Raw genomic sequence first — 15324 nt, forward strand, 5'->3', positions numbered from 1 at the left:
TGACACCCTTCCGGACATGACCGGATCAGCCGAGACCTCCGCATCCGACGCCCGTTTCGACGCCCTCGTCGCCGAGGCCGCCGCCGCGCCCGTGGACGGCTGGGACTTCTCGTGGTTCGACGGGCGCGCCACCGAGGAGCGGCCCTCGTGGGGCTACGCGCGCGCCCTGGCGGACCGGCTGGGCACGGCCCGTGCCGCGCTCGACATCCAGACGGGCGGGGGCGAGGTGCTCGCCTCCGCGCCCGTGCTCCCGCCCCTGACGGCCGCGACCGAGTCCTGGCCGCCCAACATCGCCCGTGCCACCGCGCTCCTGCACCCGCGCGGCGCCGTCGTCGTCGCGGACACCGACGAGCCGCCGCTGCCCTTCGGCGACCACGCCTTCGACCTGGTCGTCAGCAGGCATCCGGTCACCACGTGGTGGGAGGAGATCGCCCGGGTGCTGCGGCCGGGAGGCACGTACTTCTCCCAGCAGGTCGGCCCGGAGAGCGTGTTCGAACTCGTCGAGTACTTCCTCGGCCCCCGGACCGCCGAGGAGCGCGGAGCCCGGGACCCGCGCGCTGCACGGAGGGAGGCCGAGGCGGCCGGGCTCGAGGTGTCCGACCTGCGTGCCGAGCGGCTCCGCGTCGAGTTCCACGACATCGGCGCCGTCGTCCACTTCCTCCGCAAGGTCGTCTGGATGGTGCCGGGATTCACCGTCGACGCCTACCTCCCCCAACTCCGTTCCCTGCACCGGCTGATCGAGGCCGAGGGCCCGTTCGTCGCGCACAGCGCCCGCTTCCTGATCGAGGCGAGGAAACCCGGGGGACCGGCAACGTCCCCCGCCCGAAGGTGACTTCGGCCTCCGCCGGAGCAACGGCCGCCCCTGCCCCTCCGTCCTACCCATGAGTAGTGCGACCCTGGTGGTTGAGCGCACAACGAAGGAGCGGGTCATGTCGGTGGAAAGGGAAACGCCGGGTGAGGAGCCGAACACCCCGTCGGGGCGGCCGCGCCACGGGAAGGCCGACTGGCTCACGGGAGCGCGGATCACCGCGGTGCACGGGCTGTTCTACCGCCCCGAAGGCCGCGCCGGAGAGCCGGAAGCCGTCGAGTTCGTCCTGGACGGAGGACAGTCGGTCCTCCTGACCTGCGCGTCCGACCGCACACTGAACATCACGTCCGGCGCCTGGCCCGGCCTCCCCGACTGGTGTGTGCCCGCGGCCCAGTGGCAGTTCGCCCCGCCGAGCCGGCTCCCGCCGCCCCCGTACGGCGGAGCGTGGACCGTCATCGGCACCCAGGAGCGCCGCGACGGCCACGGCGAGGTCCACGAGGCCGTCATCCGTTGCGAGGACGGAGACTTCGTCGTCAACGGGGGAGAGGCCCTGTCGATCCGCTTCGTACGCCGCTGAGCGCCCAGCCCCTCCGGAGCGGCGGGAACCGTGCCGCGCAGTCGCCGGCCGGGCCGGAGAGAGACCGGGAGGCGTGCCCGCAGCGCAGTCCGGCGAACCCGGAGAGTAATTGTCGAGTGGCGTGGCACGCAGCATCACTTACGAAGGGTTATGGTGGAAACCCCCCCTCGGGCCGGTCCGTATCCCCCCCCACGGACCGGCCCGTTTTTTCGTGCCGGGGATCCGGCCCTCGTGCGGGACTCCCGAGCGGCCGGCTGTGGAGCCTGGCCCTGACCCCCCGCGGAGCCCGGCCCTGACCCCCTGCGGAGCCCGGGCCGGGAGCGGCCGGCCTCAGCCCCGGTTGGCCCAGATGTTCGTGCTCGCCGTGTCCACCGCGAAGGTGTCGATCTCCTCGATCTCGGCGGCGGTCAGCGCCGGTGCGGCGAGCGCCGCCACGTTCTGCTCCAGCTGCCCCACGCTCGACGCCCCGATCAGCGCCGACGTCATCCGGCCGTCACGCAGGACCCAGTTCAGCGCCATCTGCGCCAGGGACTGCCCGCGCCCCCGCGCGATCTCGTTCAGCCCGCGCAGCCGCCGCACCATCTCCTCCGACAGCAGCCCCGGATCCAGGGACTTCCCCTGGCTGGCGCGCGAACCCTCGGGGATGCCCGACAGGTACTTGTCCGTGAGCAGGCCCTGGGCGAGCGGCGCGAAGGAGATGCAGCCCATGCCGGCCGCCTCCAGCGTGTCGAGGAGCCCGTCGGCCTCCACCCAGCGGTTGACCATCGAGTACGACGGCTGGTGGATGAGGGCGGGCACACCCATCTCGCGCAGGAGCCGGGCCGCCTCGGCGGTCTGCGCCGCCTTGTAGGAGGAGATGCCGACGTACAGCGCCTTGCCCTGGTGGACGGCGGAGGCGAGGGCCCCCATCGTCTCCTCGAGCGGGGTGTGGGGATCGAAGCGGTGCGAGTAGAAGATGTCGACGTAGTCCAGGCCCATGCGCCCGAGCGAGGCGTCGAGCGAGGACAGCAGGTACTTGCGCGACCCCCACTCGCCGTACGGGCCGGGGTGCATCTGGTACCCGGCCTTGGTGGAGATCACGAGCTCGTCCCTGTAGGGGGCGAAGTCCTGGCGGAACAGCTTGCCGAAGTTCAGTTCCGCCGAGCCGGGCGGCGGCCCGTAGTTGTTGGCCAGGTCGAAGTGCGTCACGCCGAGATCGAAGGCGCGGCGCAGGATCGCCCGCTGCGTGCCGAGGGCGCGGTCGTCGCCGAAGTTGTGCCAGAGCCCGAGGGAGACGGCGGGGAGCTTGAGCCCGCTGCGGCCGGTGCGGCGGTACTCCATCGAGTCGTAGCGCGAGGTGTCGGCGAGGTAGGAGAGGGAATCAGTCACGTTTCACTCCTTATCACGGACTTGTGACAGACCGGGTTGGGCCCCCGTGACCCGTCCGCAGTAATGTGGCCGCTTCGGAGCCGCCGGTCCGCGGCGCGGAAGCGCGCTGTGCGGACAGCCGGCGGTCTCCCCGGGGGGCGGCCCCGGACCCCCCGGTGAGGGGGAGGGCGGGCCACGCGCCCGCACGGAACCGAGAGGGTGGACTCAGTGAACTTGCGCGACCTGGTGTACGGGCTCTACGCACGCCGGGTGGAAGGCCGCCTGGACCACGACCAGGTGCCCAAGCACATCGGCGTCATCCTCGACGGCAACCGACGGTGGGCGAAGGCGTCCGGCGGCTCGGCCGTGCAAGGACACCAGGCCGGAGCGGACAAGATCTCCGAGCTCCTCGGCTGGTGCAGCGAGACCGACGTCGAGGTCGTCACACTCTGGCTGCTCTCCACGGACAACTTCGACCGGCCCGAGGCCGAGCTCACCCCCCTGCTCGGCATCATCGAGAACACCGTGCGCAACCTGGCCGCCGACGGCCGCTGGCGGCTGCACCACGTCGGCACCCTCGACCTGCTGCCCGCCCGCACCCAGACCGTCCTCAAGGAGGCCGAGGAGGCCACGGCGGACGTCCGAGGGATAATCGTCAACGTCGCCGTCGGCTACGGCGGACGCCAGGAGATCGCGGACGCGGTGCGCTCCCTGCTCCTGGAGCACTCCGCCAAGGGCACGACCTTCGAGGAACTCGCCGAGGTCGTCTCCACGGACCTCATCTCCGAGCACCTCTACACCCGCGGACAGCCCGACCCCGACCTGGTGATCCGCACCAGCGGCGAACAGCGGCTGTCCGGCTTCATGCTCTGGCAGAGCGCCCATTCGGAGTACTACTTCTGCGAAGTTTTCTGGCCGGCCTTCCGCAAGGTCGACTTCCTTCGCGCCCTCCGCGACTACGCGGCACGGCACCGGCGCTACGGGTCCTGAGGGACACGGCCCGCCCGGCGGGCGGGGGGAAGGCACAGAACCCGGTCCGGCGCACCTCGTCGCAGGCGGGGGCATGGCTTCGCGTGTTCGAGGGAATACCCCTCTCAGGTCGATGTCCGGTCACCAACCAGGCGGACGTCGCATCCAAGTGAGCGGCACCCAGCCCGCTCGCCCGGGAGGCCCTTTGCACACGAAGGACCGCACGACAAGCGGCCGACGCGGAGGGCCGGAGTTCGGCCCGCGCTCGGGGCCCGAACCCGGTCCGTCCTCTCCCTTTGGGAAGTTCCGCGACCTCCGTCGCACTCCCCGACCTCGTCCGAGGGGGTACGTCCTTCCGTGGTGACCAGCACTAAGCGCCGCATGCCCGACAGGCGCACCTATGTTCTCGACACCAGCGTCCTGCTGGCCGACCCCAACGCCATGGCCCGGTTCGACGAGCACGAAGTCGTGCTGCCGATCGTCGTGGTCACGGAGCTGGAGGCCAAAAGGCACCACCCCGAGCTCGGATACTTCGCCCGGCAGGCCCTGCGCCTCCTGGACGACTTCCGCGTCCGGTACGGCCGGCTGGACGCCCCGATCCCGCTCGGGGATCTGGGCGGGTCGCTCCGTGTCGAACTCAACCACTCCGATCCCGGCGTACTGCCCGCCGGCTACCGGTTGGGGGACAACGACTCACGGATCCTCGCGGTCGCACGCAACCTGCAGGCCGAGGGATACGACGTCACCGTCGTCTCCAAGGACCTGCCGCTCCGGATCAAGGCGTCGTCGGTCGGTCTCCTCGCCGAGGAGTACCGCGCCGAACTGGCCATCACCGACTCCGGCTGGACCGGCATGTCGGAACTGGCCGTCGCCGCCGAACAGGTCGACCTCCTCTTCACGGAGGAGACCCTCTTCATCCCCGAGGCCGCCGAATACCCCGTGCACACCGGACTGGTTCTCCAGTCCGAGCGCGGCAAGGCCCTCGGCAGGGTCACGGCCGACGGAAACGTGCGCCTGGTGCGCGGCGACCGCGAGGCCTTCGGCATCCACGGACGCAGCGCCGAACAGCGCATCGCGCTCGACCTGCTCCTCGACCCGGACGTCGGCATCGTCTCGATGGGCGGCAGGGCGGGCACCGGCAAGTCCGCCCTCGCGCTCTGCGCGGGCCTGGAAGCCGTGCTGGAGCGGCGCCAGCACAAGAAGGTGATGGTCTTCCGGCCGCTGTACGCGGTCGGCGGGCAGGAGCTCGGCTATCTCCCCGGCAGCGAGGCCGAGAAGATGAGCCCCTGGGCGCAGGCCGTCTTCGACACACTGTCGGCGGTCGCCGGACGCGAGGTCATCGAAGAGGTCCTGGGACGCGGGATGCTGGAGATCCTGCCGCTCACCCACATCCGGGGCCGCTCGCTCCACGACGCCTTCGTGATCGTCGACGAGGCGCAGTCCCTGGAGCGGAACGTCCTGCTGACCGTCCTGTCCCGCATCGGCGCGAACTCGCGGGTGGTCCTCACCCACGACGTCGCGCAGCGGGACAACCTCAGGGTCGGCCGGTACGACGGAGTCGTCGCCGTCGTCGAGAAACTGAAGGGGCACCCGCTCTTCGCCCACGTCACGCTCACCCGATCCGAGCGCTCGCAGATCGCCGCGCTGGTGACCGAAATGCTGGAGGACGGGCACATCTGACCCTGAACGCCCCATACATGCCGCCCGGCGAGCCAAGGAGCTTAGCCGGGCGGCATTGTGCTGCGCCGTCATTTCCGAAAAACTCGTGCTCCAAACGAGGTGTGACGTTTAACACGCAACACAGAATTGCAACGCCCCGTGTCCGTCCGGCAGAGTCTTGCTTCCGTCAGGCCCCGCATACGGCACTTGGGCACCTCCAGAGGCGCCACGCACCACACAACTCAACAAAAGCCGTCCGTATGCCGCCCGCGAGCACCACGCGGCGTCTTCCCCCCGGAAGCCGCCCACCGGGCCCGTGCCTCCCGTGACCCATGCAGTAGGGAGGCCAGTGTCAAGGGCACGATTGCGCTCGCGAGGTCACCTAAGCGGGCGATGCTGGAAGGACACCGTGTGAGCCGGATCTCGGTCCGGGGGTTCGCCGTGGCGTCAGCCACCGCCGTAACCACCGTAGGCGCCGTCGTAGGCGTTGCGTCGGGCAGCACCCCCGCTGTCGACGACAACAACTTCGAGGCGGCCGCAGCCGACACCACGCTGCTCGCAGACATCCCCGCGGGCCAGCAGGCCCAGGTGCAGACGGCTTCACTGACGCAGCAGGCCGACGCCCAGGCGTCGGCGGCGGACGCGGCGGCGAAGAAGTCCGCCGAGGAGACCGCCCGCCTCCAGGCCGCCAAGGACGCCAAGTCGAAGAAGGCGGCGGCCGAGGACAAGCTGGAGAAGGAGCGCGAGGCCAAGGAGAAGGAGGCCGAGCGCGCGAGCCGGTCCTCCGTCCGCGACGCCTCCTCGTTCTCGGCACAGGGCTCCTACACGGTGGCCGAAGTCCAGGCGATGGCGCGGCAGATGATCCCCGCCGACCAGTACCAGTGCTTCAGTAACATCGTGAACCACGAGTCGACCTGGAACTACCGCGCCACCAACGCGTCCTCCGGGGCGTACGGCCTCGTCCAGGCGCTGCCCGGCTCCAAGATGGCCTCCGCCGGCGCCGACTGGCAGACCAACCCCGCCACCCAGATCAAGTGGGGCCTCAGCTACATGGACGGCCGCTACGGCAGCCCCTGCGGAGCCTGGTCCTTCTGGCAGGCCAACAACTGGTACTAGAACCCACGAGGTTCCACGCACGACTTCGGGATGCCCCGCACCGGCCCACGGTGCGGGGCATCCCGCGTGTACGGTCGATCCGGACAGCTCCGGGGGCGTGCCGGGGTTGAACGGGGGAAAGGGAAATTCCATGTCGAAACTTCCGGGATGGCTCGGTCGGCTGGGCGCCGAACTCACCGAGATAGGGGCGCGCCTGGAAGAACGCCGCGCCGAGGACGATCGCCGGGCCGACGAGGCCGCCGTGAGCGGCTCCTCGTCCACGCTCTCCACCGTCGCCGCCGAACAGGTGCCGCGCCCGCCCGCGTACGCACCCTCCGTCGCCGCCAGACCCGAACCCGTGGCCGCCATCCCCTGGGGGATGCGCGTCGCCGCCGAAGCCGGCTGGCGGCTCCTCGTCCTCGCGGGCACCCTCTGGGTGCTCATGCGCGTCATCAGCGCCATCCAGCTGGTCGTCCTGGCCTTCGTCGCCGCCCTGCTCGTGACCGCGCTGCTCCAGCCCACCGTCGTACGGCTCAGGCGCTACGGACTGCCCCGCGGACTGGCCACCGCGGTGACCGCGGTGCTCGGCTTCGTCGTGATGGGGCTGGTCGGCTGGTTCGTCGTATGGCAGGTGATGGACAACCTCGACGACCTGTCCGACCGGGTGCGCGACGGCATCGACGAGCTGAAGCGCTGGCTCCTCGACAGCCCGTTCCACGTCACCGAGTCGCAGATCAACGACATCGCCAAGAACCTCAGCGACACCATCGGCACCAATACCGAGGAGATCACCTCGGCCGGACTCCAGGGCGTCACCGTCATGGTGGAGGTCCTCACGGGACTGCTGCTGGCGATGTTCTCGACGCTCTTCCTGCTCTACGACGGGAAGCGCATCTGGCAGTGGGTGCTCAAGCTGGTGCCCTCGCAGGCCCGGCCGGGCGTCGCCGGCGCCGGACCGCGCGCCTGGCGGACGCTGACCGCCTACGTACGCGGCACGGTGATCGTCGCCCTGATCGACGCGATCTTCATCGGGCTCGGCATCTACTTCCTCGACGTGCCGATGGCCGTGCCCCTCGCCGTCTTCATCTTCCTCTTCGCCTTCATCCCGCTGGTCGGCGCCGTCGTATCGGGAGCCCTCGCCGTCGTCGTGGCACTCGTGACCCAGGGCGTGTTCACCGCCCTGATGGTGCTGATCGTCGTGCTCGCCGTCCAGCAGATCGAGGGCCACATCCTGCAGCCCTTCATCCTCGGCCGGGCGGTACGCGTCCATCCGCTCGCCGTCGTCCTGTCGGTCGCGGCGGGCGGCATGATCGCGGGCATCGGCGGAGCCGTCGTCGCGGTGCCGCTGGTCGCCGTGACCAACGCGGTGGTCGGCTACCTGCGTTCGTACAGTCAGGACGCGTCCAGGATCCACGGCCACGGCCCGCACGGAGCCACGGCGCTCTCCGCCGCACAGGCCCCGGCCGTTCCCGCAGAGGAGCCCGGGGAGCCGGACGAGCGGCCGGCCCCCGCGGACGAACCGCCCAGGTGAGACGGCGGCGAAGGAGCCGGCGGGCATGAGAAGGGCCCCGGGGACGGTCGGTCGTCCACGGGGCCCTTCTCGTACAGGGGGGTACTACTCGGCGAGGACGGCCTCGGCATCGAGGGTCACGCCGACCGCCTGGATCACCGAAGCGACCTTCACGGCTTCCTGAATCGTCTCACGGTCGACACCGGCCTTGCGCAGGACCTGCTCGTGCGAGTCCAGGCACTGGCCGCAGCCGTTGATCGCGGAGACGGCGAGCGACCACAGCTCGAAGTCGACCTTCTCCACGCCCGGGTTGCCGATGACGTTCATCCGCAGACCGGCACGGAGGTTGCCGTACTCGGGGTCCGACAGCAGGTGCCGGGTGCGGTAGAAGACGTTGTTCATCGCCATGATCGCGGCAGCCGACTTCGCCGCGGTGTACGCCTCGGCGGAGAGGTTCGCCTTCGCCTCCGGCTCCAGCTCGCGCAGCACCTTCGGCGACCGCGAGGCGATCGCGCAGGCCAGGACGGTGCCCCACAGCTGCTGCTGCGGGAGGTCGCTGTTGCCGATGACCGAGCCGAGGTTCAGCTTCAGGTCCTTGGCGAAGTCCGGTATGGCGGACTTCAGTTCGTCGAGTGCCATGTCGGTATCAGCTCACTCGCCGGAGAGGAGGGCGACCGGGTCGAGGGTGTTCTCGCCCTTGGTCCAGTTGCAGGGGCAGAGCTCGTCGGTCTGCAGGGCGTCGAGGACCCGCAGGACCTCCTTGGGGTTACGGCCCACGGAACCGGCGGTCACCATCGTGAACTGGATCTCGTTGTTCTGGTCGACGATGAAGACGGCGCGCTGGGCGAAGCCGTCCTCGCCCTCGATGCCGAGGTCACGCATGAGCTCGTGCTTCGAGTCGGCCATCATCGGGAAGGGCAGGTCGGTCAGGTCCGGGTGGTCCTTGCGCCAGGCGTGGTGCACGAACTCGGAGTCACCGGAGAAGCCGAGGATCTGGGCGTCACGGTCGGCGAACTCGTCGTTCAGCTTGCCGAAGGCGGCGATCTCGGTGGGGCACACGAAGGTGAAGTCCTTCGGCCACGCGAAGACGACCTTCCACTGACCCTCGTAGGTCTTGTGGTTGATCTGCTCGAACTCCTTGCCGCTCTCCAGCGAAACGCAAGCGGTCAGGTCGAACTCGGGGAACTTGTCACCGACAGTGAGCACGCGCACTCCTTGTTGCATAGGAAATCCCCTTTTGAGGGCGTTCCTGAGGGTTGGACGGCCCCCACCCTGGCACAGAGTGCATTGATCACGGAAATAGCTACACTCGGTCCGGATGATCGGAGGTGCCTATCAGTGGCGTATGTAAATCAGCCCAACAGGGTCAAACATCCCAGCGTCTCGCAGTTGCGCGCCTTCGCGGCCGTGGCGGAGCATCTGCACTTCCGGGACGCGGCGGCCGCAATCGGGATGAGTCAGCCCGCACTCTCCGGAGCGGTGTCCGCGCTGGAGGTGGCACTGGGTGTCCAGCTCATCGAGCGTACGACCCGCAAGGTGCTGCTCTCGCCCGCCGGGGAGAGGCTCGCGGTGCGGAGCCGGGCGGTGCTGGAGGCCCTGGGTGAGCTGATGGAGGAGGCCGAGGCGGTGCGGGCGCCGTTCACCGGGATACTCCGGCTCGGCGTGATCCCGACGGTCGCGCCGTACCTGCTGCCCGCCGTGCTCAGGCTGGTCCACGAGCGCTATCCCGAGCTGGAACTCCAGGTCCACGAGGAGCAGACCTCCTCACTGCTGGACGGGCTGGGCGCCGGACGGCTGGACCTCCTGCTGCTCGCCGTGCCGCTCGGGGTGCCCGGGGTCACGGAACTCCCGCTGTTCGACGAGGACTTCGTGCTGGTCATGGAGAAGGAGCACCGCCTCGCCGGACGTGTCGGCCTGCCGCGTGAGACGCTGCGCGACCTGCCGCTGCTGCTGCTCGACGAGGGGCACTGCCTGCGGGACCAGGCGCTGGACATCTGCCGTGAGGCGGGCCGCACCCGGGGGACCCCGGTGACGACGACCGCGGCAGGGCTCTCGACCCTGGTCCAGCTCGTCGCGGGCGGGCTGGGGGTGACCCTGTTGCCGCGCACCGCGGTGACGGTGGAGACCGGGCGCAACGAGGCGCTGTCCACCGGCTACTTCAGCGACCCCGCGCCCTCGCGGCGGGTGGCGCTGGCCGTGCGGGCGGGCTCGGCGAGGCAGGAGGAGTTCGAGGAGTTCGCGTCCGCCCTGCGGGAGGCGATGGCCCCGCTTCCGGTCCGGGTGCCGGCGGCCTGAGGGTGCGGCCCCGGTGTGGGGAGCCGCACCCGGGGCGTCACTCCGTACGCAGACCGTCGGGGCGCATCAGCCGCCACAGCAGGGGCAGCGAGACCAGGGTGACCAGCACGATCAGTGCGGCGCCGGCCCCCGCCATCGGGAGGAACAGCCACCAGTCGGTCACCCGCTTGGCGACCAGCCTCACCATCACCGCTCCGAGCCCGAGCCCGCCGGCGACGGCCACGGTCAGGCCGATGAGCACCGGCACGGCCGTCTGCCAGAGCACCGACCAGCCGAGGGTGGCCCGCCGGGTGCCGAAGGCGACCAGGACCGACAGCAGGCGCCGGCGCTCCCGCATCTGCTCCAGCTGGGAGACCAGCATGGAGGCGGCGATCAGCAGCAGGGTCAGGGTCGCGCCCACCCGGAGGCCGGTCTGCACGCTCGCGTACTGCCGGTCGCGCTCCACCGACCGCAGGGACGACACGCGCATGCCGGGGTCGATCCGGGCCGCCGTGTTCCGTACGTACTCGGAGACGTCGGGGACGCTCTCGTCGACCCTGATCTGGGCCTGGACCGTGGCGCCGGGCAGGGTGCCCGGGTCGACCGCGCCGGCCGTGGCCATGATGCCCCAGTGGTCCTCGCCCATCGGGTCCGGGCGGGAGACGACCGTGCGGGCGTCGGCGGGCAGGGTCCAGCGCATCGACTTCCCACCGCCCGGCTCGGCGGACGTGCTGATGTCGACCTCCTTGCCCTTGCGCGCCGTCCGGTCCATCCAGGCGGTCATCTCCTTGTCGTTCCTGGGGTGGACGACGAACGCGTCGCCCTCCCGGCAGGACCCGATCCGGGCGATCTCGCGCAGGGTCGCGCAGTCGCCGACGGTCAGTGAGGTGGTGGGCCGGATGTCGCCCTCGTACTTCCCCGGCCGGGTGACGTAGACCTCGACCGTGCCGATGACGGCCTGCACGCCCCTGGTCGCCCTGAACTCCTCGATGGTGCGGGTGGCCGCGTCGCCCGTCACGTTCTCGGAGAAGGTCGTGAACTGGGCCCGTGAGGGGTCCTGCCCCGTCATCCGGTCGAAGTCGGCGCTCACCGCGGCGAACAGCATCTGCAGCGCCACCGCGCCCGCCACCGCCACGGTGACGCCGCTGACCGCCCGCGAGGCGGCGCCGCTGTTGAGCTGGAGTGAGCGGACCGCCAGCTGCCAGGGGAGCGGCCCGCGCCCCAGCCTGCCGACGCAGGCCTCGACCAGCCAGGGGAGCAGCAGTGCGAGGCCGGACAGGACGAGCACGGCGCCGCCGGCGATGGGGTAGGGGTCGACGGGTGTGAACTCGCCGCTTCGGTCCGCCCGCCACAGGACGGCCAGACCCAGGGCCGGCAGCAGCAGGCGCCACCACAGGCGGCGCCGGCGGCTGCGGGAGCCGCGCACGACTCCGAGGGGTTCGACGGCCACCGAGCGCATGGCGGCGAGCGTGACGACGACGGCGGACAGGGGCACGGCGACGGCCACGAGTGCGGTGAGCCAGAAGGCGGGTGCCAGGTCGGAGGGGAAGGCGCTGTGGCCCCACACCTCGACGTGGCCGACGAACCTGCGGCCGACGAGGAAGAAGGCCGCGCCGGCGAGCAGGCCGAGGAGCGAGCCGAACAGTGCCTCGCCCGCCGCGATCAGGCGGGTGGACCGGATGTCGGCCCCGACGAGCCGCAGCGCGGCGAGTCTGCGGTCGCGGCGCTCTCCGCCGAACCGTACGGCGGTCGCGATGAAGATCCCCACGGGTACGAGCAGGACGACGCAGATGACGAGGACCAGGAGGAACAGGACGGGCGGGAGCGGATCGTCCGGGGTCCCGGCGCCGTATCCCGCGAGCCGGTGGCCGCCGCCCGCGGGTGTCAGGGTGTCGCTGCCCGCGTAGAAGTGCAGTTCGCGCGGGGAGGCGAGTCCCTCGGCGCCGATCGTCCCGCTGATCGCGTAGGGCAGGCGGGGCCGGAGCAGGCGGCCTTCGGGGGATGCCAGGAGTTCCTTCAGGGCGGGGGAGACGACCATCGTCCCGGGGGCGGGGAAGTGCCGGACTCCGGGCGGCAGTACCGGCTGTGAGCCTTCCGCGCGCATGAGGTGGCCCCCCACCTCGCGGCCGCGGTACTCGGTCGTGGCGTCGGCGCGCAGGACGGTGGAGTCCGTCCTGGGGACCGTCGCGTTGCGGGACACCGCGACCTCGCGGCGGGCCCCGTCGCGGGCGGCCCGCTGTTCCAGGAGGTGGGGGACCGACGAGGCGGCCAGGAGCAGTGCCACCCCGAGTCCGACTCCGAGCGCGGTGAGCGTGGTCCGGATCCAGCCCTCGCGCCCTCCGGCGGCGGCGAAGCGGATGCCGAGGCCGAGGTCGCGCAGCGGGCTCATACCGCGTGCTCCGCGTCGCGGCACCGGCCGTCGCGTACGACGATGTCGCGGTCGGAGTAGGCGGCGACGCGGGCCTCGTGCGTGACGATCACGACGGCCGTGTTCGCGGTCCTGGCGGATTCGGTGAGCAGGCGCATGACCCGCTCGCCGTTGAGCGAGTCCAGCGCGCCCGTGGGCTCGTCGGCGAAGACCACCTTGGGGGAGGCCACCAGGGCGCGGGCCACCGCGACGCGCTGGCCCTGCCCGCCGGACACCTCGCCCGGGCGCTGGGAGGCGAGGTCGTCGACCTCCAGGTGTTCCATCCACTGCCGGGCGGTGCGTTCGGCGTCCTTGCGCCTGGTCCCGTCGAGACGCAGGGGCAGGGCGACGTTCTCCAGGCAGGTCAGTTCCGGGACGAGCTGGCCGAACTGGAAGACGAACCCGAAGTCGCTGCGGCGCAGCGCGCTGCGCTCCGCGTCGGACAGGGCGGACAGTTCACGCCCGTCGTAGGTGATGCTGCCGGAGTCGGGGGTCACGATGCCCGCCAGGCAGTGCAGCAGGGTCGACTTGCCGGATCCGGAGGGGCCCATGACGGCGACGACCTCGCCGGGGTGCACGGAGAAGGAGGCGCCGTCGAGGGCGTGCGTCGGGCCGTAGCTCTTGCGCAGGTCCCGGGCACAGAGCAGGGAGCCGGCCGGGATCACGGGGCTATCACCTCGGCGAGCCGGTCCAGGCGCGCGGCGGTCAGTTCCAGCCAGCGGAGGTCGGCTTCGAGGTGGAAGAGGGCGTGGTCGCAGATCAGCTGGTCGGCGAGGTCGCCCTTGCGCTTGCGGTCGGTCAGGACGCGCATCAGGCGCAGGTGCTCGGAGCGCTGGGCGTCCAGCAGGTCGGCCGCGCTGCGGCCGGTGAGCAGGGCGAGGACGACCTTCGTGTAGAGGGTCGACTGGAGGTAGGGCTCCGGTTTCTCGGGCTGCGCGAGCCAGGTGGTGACATCGGTCACGCCGGCCTCCGTGATGGCGTACCGCTTGCGCTCGGGGCCGCCTTCCGTCTCGACGCCGTCGACCTCGACGAGCCCGTTCTTCAGGAGTCGGGACATGGTCGCGTAGACCTGGCCGTAGTGCAGGGGCCGGTCGTGCCCGAACTTCTCGTCGAAGGCGCGCTTGAGGTCGTAGCCGTGGCGGGGGCCGGACTCCAGGAGCCCGAGGAGGGTGTGGCCGATAGACATACCGTGCACTGTACTCCGCGTGTATACCTGTGGCGCATACGGGTGGCGCCGGGCCCCGCGTCACCGGGACCTCGGGCGCCGGACCGCAGGCGAGCGCGCCTGCGGCCGTTCCCGGCCGGTGCTATCCGGCCGGCTCCCGGGGCTCACCGGGCGGGGAGTTCGGCGGGCGGCCGCGGCGGGGGATCGGGGCGGCTCCGCCCGGCAGGCGCCCGGCCTCCGCCAGGGCCCGCCGGAGCAGGAACTCGATCTGCGCGTTGGCGCTGCGCAGTTCGTCGGAGGCCCACCGGGCCAGCGCGTCGTGCACGGCGGGGTCCAGCCGCAGCAGCATCTGCTTGCGGGTGGCACCCCGCCGGGGAGGCCGGCCCGCCGGAGGGGCCGCGTCGTCGGTCACTGGTAGAGCGTGCCCGTGTTCAGGACCGGCTGCGCGGCGCGGTCACCGCAGAGCACGACCATCAGGTTGCTGACCATGGCCGCCTTGCGCTCCGAGTCGAGCTCGACGATGTCCTGCTCGGCGATCCGGGTCAGGGCCATCTCGACCATGCCCACGGCGCCCTCGACGATCTGCTGGCGTGCCGCGACGACCGCCCCGGCCTGCTGGCGCTGGAGCATCGCGGAGGCGATCTCGGGGGCGTACGCGAGGTGGCTGAAACGGGACTCGATGATGCGCACGCCCGCCGCCTGCACCCGTGCGGTCAGTTCGGCGGCGAGCTTCTCCGTGATCTCCTCGGCGTTGCCGCGCAGGGAGAGCCCGCCCTCGTCGTGGGCGTCGTAGGGGTACTCGATCGCGATGTGCCGGACGGCCGCCTCGGTCTGTGTCGCGACGAACTCCAGGAAGTCGTCCACCTCGAAGAGCGCCTGCGCCGTGTCCTCGACCTTCCAGACGACGATCGCGGCGAGCTCGATCGGGTTGCCGTAGGCGTCGTTGACCTTCAGGACGGCGGTCTCGTGGTTGCGGACGCGGGTGGAGATCTTGCGGCTGGACGTCAGCGGGTTGATCCACCGCAGGCCGTCCGCGCGGATCGTGCCGACGTACCGGCCGAAGAGCTGGATGACCCGGGCCTCGCCCGGGGCGACCATTTTCACACCGCTCATGCAGAAGAAGGAGGCGATGGCGAGCAGGATTCCGAGGATGAGGAGCGGGACGCCCACGCCCTCGTGCCCGTGGGAGCCGAGGACCACGCCGACGATGGTGAGGGCCACGCCGACGAGCACGCCGAGGACGGTCAGCAGCAGGCCGAGGCCGCCGGGGATGGAGTGCGCCGTCGTCTCCCTGACCTGGGGAGAGGGCATCTCCGGCGCGTCGGGCGCGAGGTCGGCGCCCGGGCCGGTGGCGCCGGGGAGGTCGTGCGGTGCGGACATGGGTCCCCCGTTCCGCGCGGCGTCGCGCCGCGCTAGCAATGTGATTACACATTAACGGGTGCGGCAACCTTGTGCACCCCTCGGGAGTCGGTTCCATTGAAACCGGGTGCTGATTCTCACGTCCGGAAAAGAT

At 71.1% G+C, this 15324-nt stretch carries 15 protein-coding genes; 7 read left to right on the plus strand and 8 right to left on the minus strand.

All coding sequences use genetic code 11. The features are described 5' to 3' along the window. Nucleotides 1-16 precede the first annotated feature (16 nt). Together OHT61_RS20695 and OHT61_RS20700 are read left to right on the plus strand one after the other, a co-directional pair. Complete coding sequence (locus OHT61_RS20695) at nt 17-832, plus strand: class I SAM-dependent methyltransferase (protein WP_329040270.1); 816 nt, start codon at nt 17-19, stop codon at nt 830-832. 97 nt (nt 833-929) lie between these two features. After that, entirely contained in the window at nt 930-1385 is a 456-nt protein-coding gene (locus OHT61_RS20700; protein WP_329040272.1) for a hypothetical protein, read from the plus strand. A gap of 330 nt (nt 1386-1715) precedes the next feature. On the opposite strand, the gene mgrA is transcribed toward OHT61_RS20700, so the two are convergent. Further along, nucleotides 1716-2753 carry an L-glyceraldehyde 3-phosphate reductase gene (gene mgrA / locus OHT61_RS20705; protein WP_329040273.1) on the minus strand — a complete coding sequence of 346 codons (1038 nt, stop codon included), beginning with the start codon at nt 2751-2753 and terminating at the stop codon, nt 1716-1718. Between the two features lie 207 nt (nt 2754-2960). Between mgrA and OHT61_RS20710 the strand changes: the two genes are divergently transcribed. The 4 genes from OHT61_RS20710 (at nt 2961) to OHT61_RS20725 (ending at nt 7986) form a co-directional block, all read left to right on the plus strand. Next, on the plus strand, nt 2961-3722 hold the full coding sequence (locus tag OHT61_RS20710) for an isoprenyl transferase (protein WP_329040275.1): 762 nt from the start codon (nt 2961-2963) through the stop codon (nt 3720-3722). Nucleotides 3723-4058: 336 nt separating this feature from the next. Next, nucleotides 4059-5381: a PhoH family protein gene (locus tag OHT61_RS20715; protein ID WP_329040277.1), complete on the plus strand. Its 1323-nt coding sequence runs from the start codon at nt 4059-4061 to the stop codon at nt 5379-5381. Between the two features lie 390 nt (nt 5382-5771). Next, nucleotides 5772-6476 carry a lytic transglycosylase domain-containing protein gene (locus OHT61_RS20720; protein ID WP_329040280.1) on the plus strand — a complete coding sequence of 235 codons (705 nt, stop codon included), beginning with the start codon at nt 5772-5774 and terminating at the stop codon, nt 6474-6476. A gap of 130 nt (nt 6477-6606) precedes the next feature. Further along, nucleotides 6607-7986 (plus strand): AI-2E family transporter, encoded by a 1380-nt coding sequence (locus OHT61_RS20725; RefSeq protein ID WP_329040281.1) that lies wholly within the window; start codon nt 6607-6609, stop codon nt 7984-7986. An 84-nt stretch (nt 7987-8070) separates the two neighbouring features. On the opposite strand, the gene OHT61_RS20730 is transcribed toward OHT61_RS20725, so the two are convergent. Further along, the gene (locus OHT61_RS20730) at nt 8071-8604 is read right to left on the minus strand and encodes an alkyl hydroperoxide reductase (protein WP_327115158.1); all 534 of its coding nucleotides are present in this window, start codon (nt 8602-8604) and stop codon (nt 8071-8073) included. 12 nt (nt 8605-8616) lie between these two features. Then, the gene (locus OHT61_RS20735) at nt 8617-9171 is read right to left on the minus strand and encodes a peroxiredoxin (protein ID WP_299532842.1); all 555 of its coding nucleotides are present in this window, start codon (nt 9169-9171) and stop codon (nt 8617-8619) included. A gap of 132 nt (nt 9172-9303) precedes the next feature. Here OHT61_RS20735 and OHT61_RS20740 point away from each other — a divergent pair, with 132 nt between their 5' ends. Next, on the plus strand, nt 9304-10260 hold the full coding sequence (locus OHT61_RS20740; RefSeq protein ID WP_329040282.1) for a hydrogen peroxide-inducible genes activator: 957 nt from the start codon (nt 9304-9306) through the stop codon (nt 10258-10260). A 37-nt stretch (nt 10261-10297) separates the two neighbouring features. On the opposite strand, the gene OHT61_RS20745 is transcribed toward OHT61_RS20740, so the two are convergent. The 5 genes from OHT61_RS20745 to OHT61_RS20765 all read right to left on the minus strand — a co-directional run bounded on the left by OHT61_RS20745 (nt 10298) and on the right by OHT61_RS20765 (nt 15191). Continuing rightward, complete coding sequence (locus tag OHT61_RS20745) at nt 10298-12628, minus strand: ABC transporter permease (protein WP_329040284.1); 2331 nt, start codon at nt 12626-12628, stop codon at nt 10298-10300. Beyond that, entirely contained in the window at nt 12625-13311 is a 687-nt protein-coding gene (locus tag OHT61_RS20750; RefSeq protein WP_329040286.1) for an ABC transporter ATP-binding protein, read from the minus strand. Before OHT61_RS20750 ends, OHT61_RS20745 begins: the two co-directional genes overlap by 4 nt. After that, entirely contained in the window at nt 13308-13832 is a 525-nt protein-coding gene (locus OHT61_RS20755; RefSeq protein WP_329040288.1) for a PadR family transcriptional regulator, read from the minus strand. Before OHT61_RS20755 ends, OHT61_RS20750 begins: the two co-directional genes overlap by 4 nt. Nucleotides 13833-13953: 121 nt before the next feature. Beyond that, complete coding sequence (locus OHT61_RS20760) at nt 13954-14223, minus strand: hypothetical protein (protein WP_443049497.1); 270 nt, start codon at nt 14221-14223, stop codon at nt 13954-13956. Beyond that, nucleotides 14220-15191, minus strand: a complete 972-nt coding sequence (locus OHT61_RS20765; protein ID WP_329040290.1) for an SPFH domain-containing protein — start codon at nt 15189-15191, stop codon at nt 14220-14222. Before OHT61_RS20765 ends, OHT61_RS20760 begins: the two co-directional genes overlap by 4 nt. Nucleotides 15192-15324 lie beyond the last annotated feature (133 nt).

The organism is Streptomyces sp. NBC_00178, from assembly GCF_036206005.1.
GTDB lineage: Bacteria > Actinomycetota > Actinomycetes > Streptomycetales > Streptomycetaceae > Streptomyces.

Coding starts and splice junctions, on each gene's coding strand:
- OHT61_RS20725 (WP_329040281.1), top strand. CDS start 6,607: ATGTCGAAACTTCCGGGATGGCTCGGTCGGCTGGGCGCCGAACTCACC.
- OHT61_RS20730 (WP_327115158.1), bottom strand. CDS start 8,604: ATGGCACTCGACGAACTGAAGTCCGCCATACCGGACTTCGCCAAGGAC.
- OHT61_RS20745 (WP_329040284.1), bottom strand. CDS start 12,628: ATGAGCCCGCTGCGCGACCTCGGCCTCGGCATCCGCTTCGCCGCCGCC.
- OHT61_RS20765 (WP_329040290.1), bottom strand. CDS start 15,191: ATGTCCGCACCGCACGACCTCCCCGGCGCCACCGGCCCGGGCGCCGAC.
- OHT61_RS20755 (WP_329040288.1), bottom strand. CDS start 13,832: ATGTCTATCGGCCACACCCTCCTCGGGCTCCTGGAGTCCGGCCCCCGC.
- OHT61_RS20700 (WP_329040272.1), top strand. CDS start 930: ATGTCGGTGGAAAGGGAAACGCCGGGTGAGGAGCCGAACACCCCGTCG.
- OHT61_RS20695 (WP_329040270.1), top strand. CDS start 17: ATGACCGGATCAGCCGAGACCTCCGCATCCGACGCCCGTTTCGACGCC.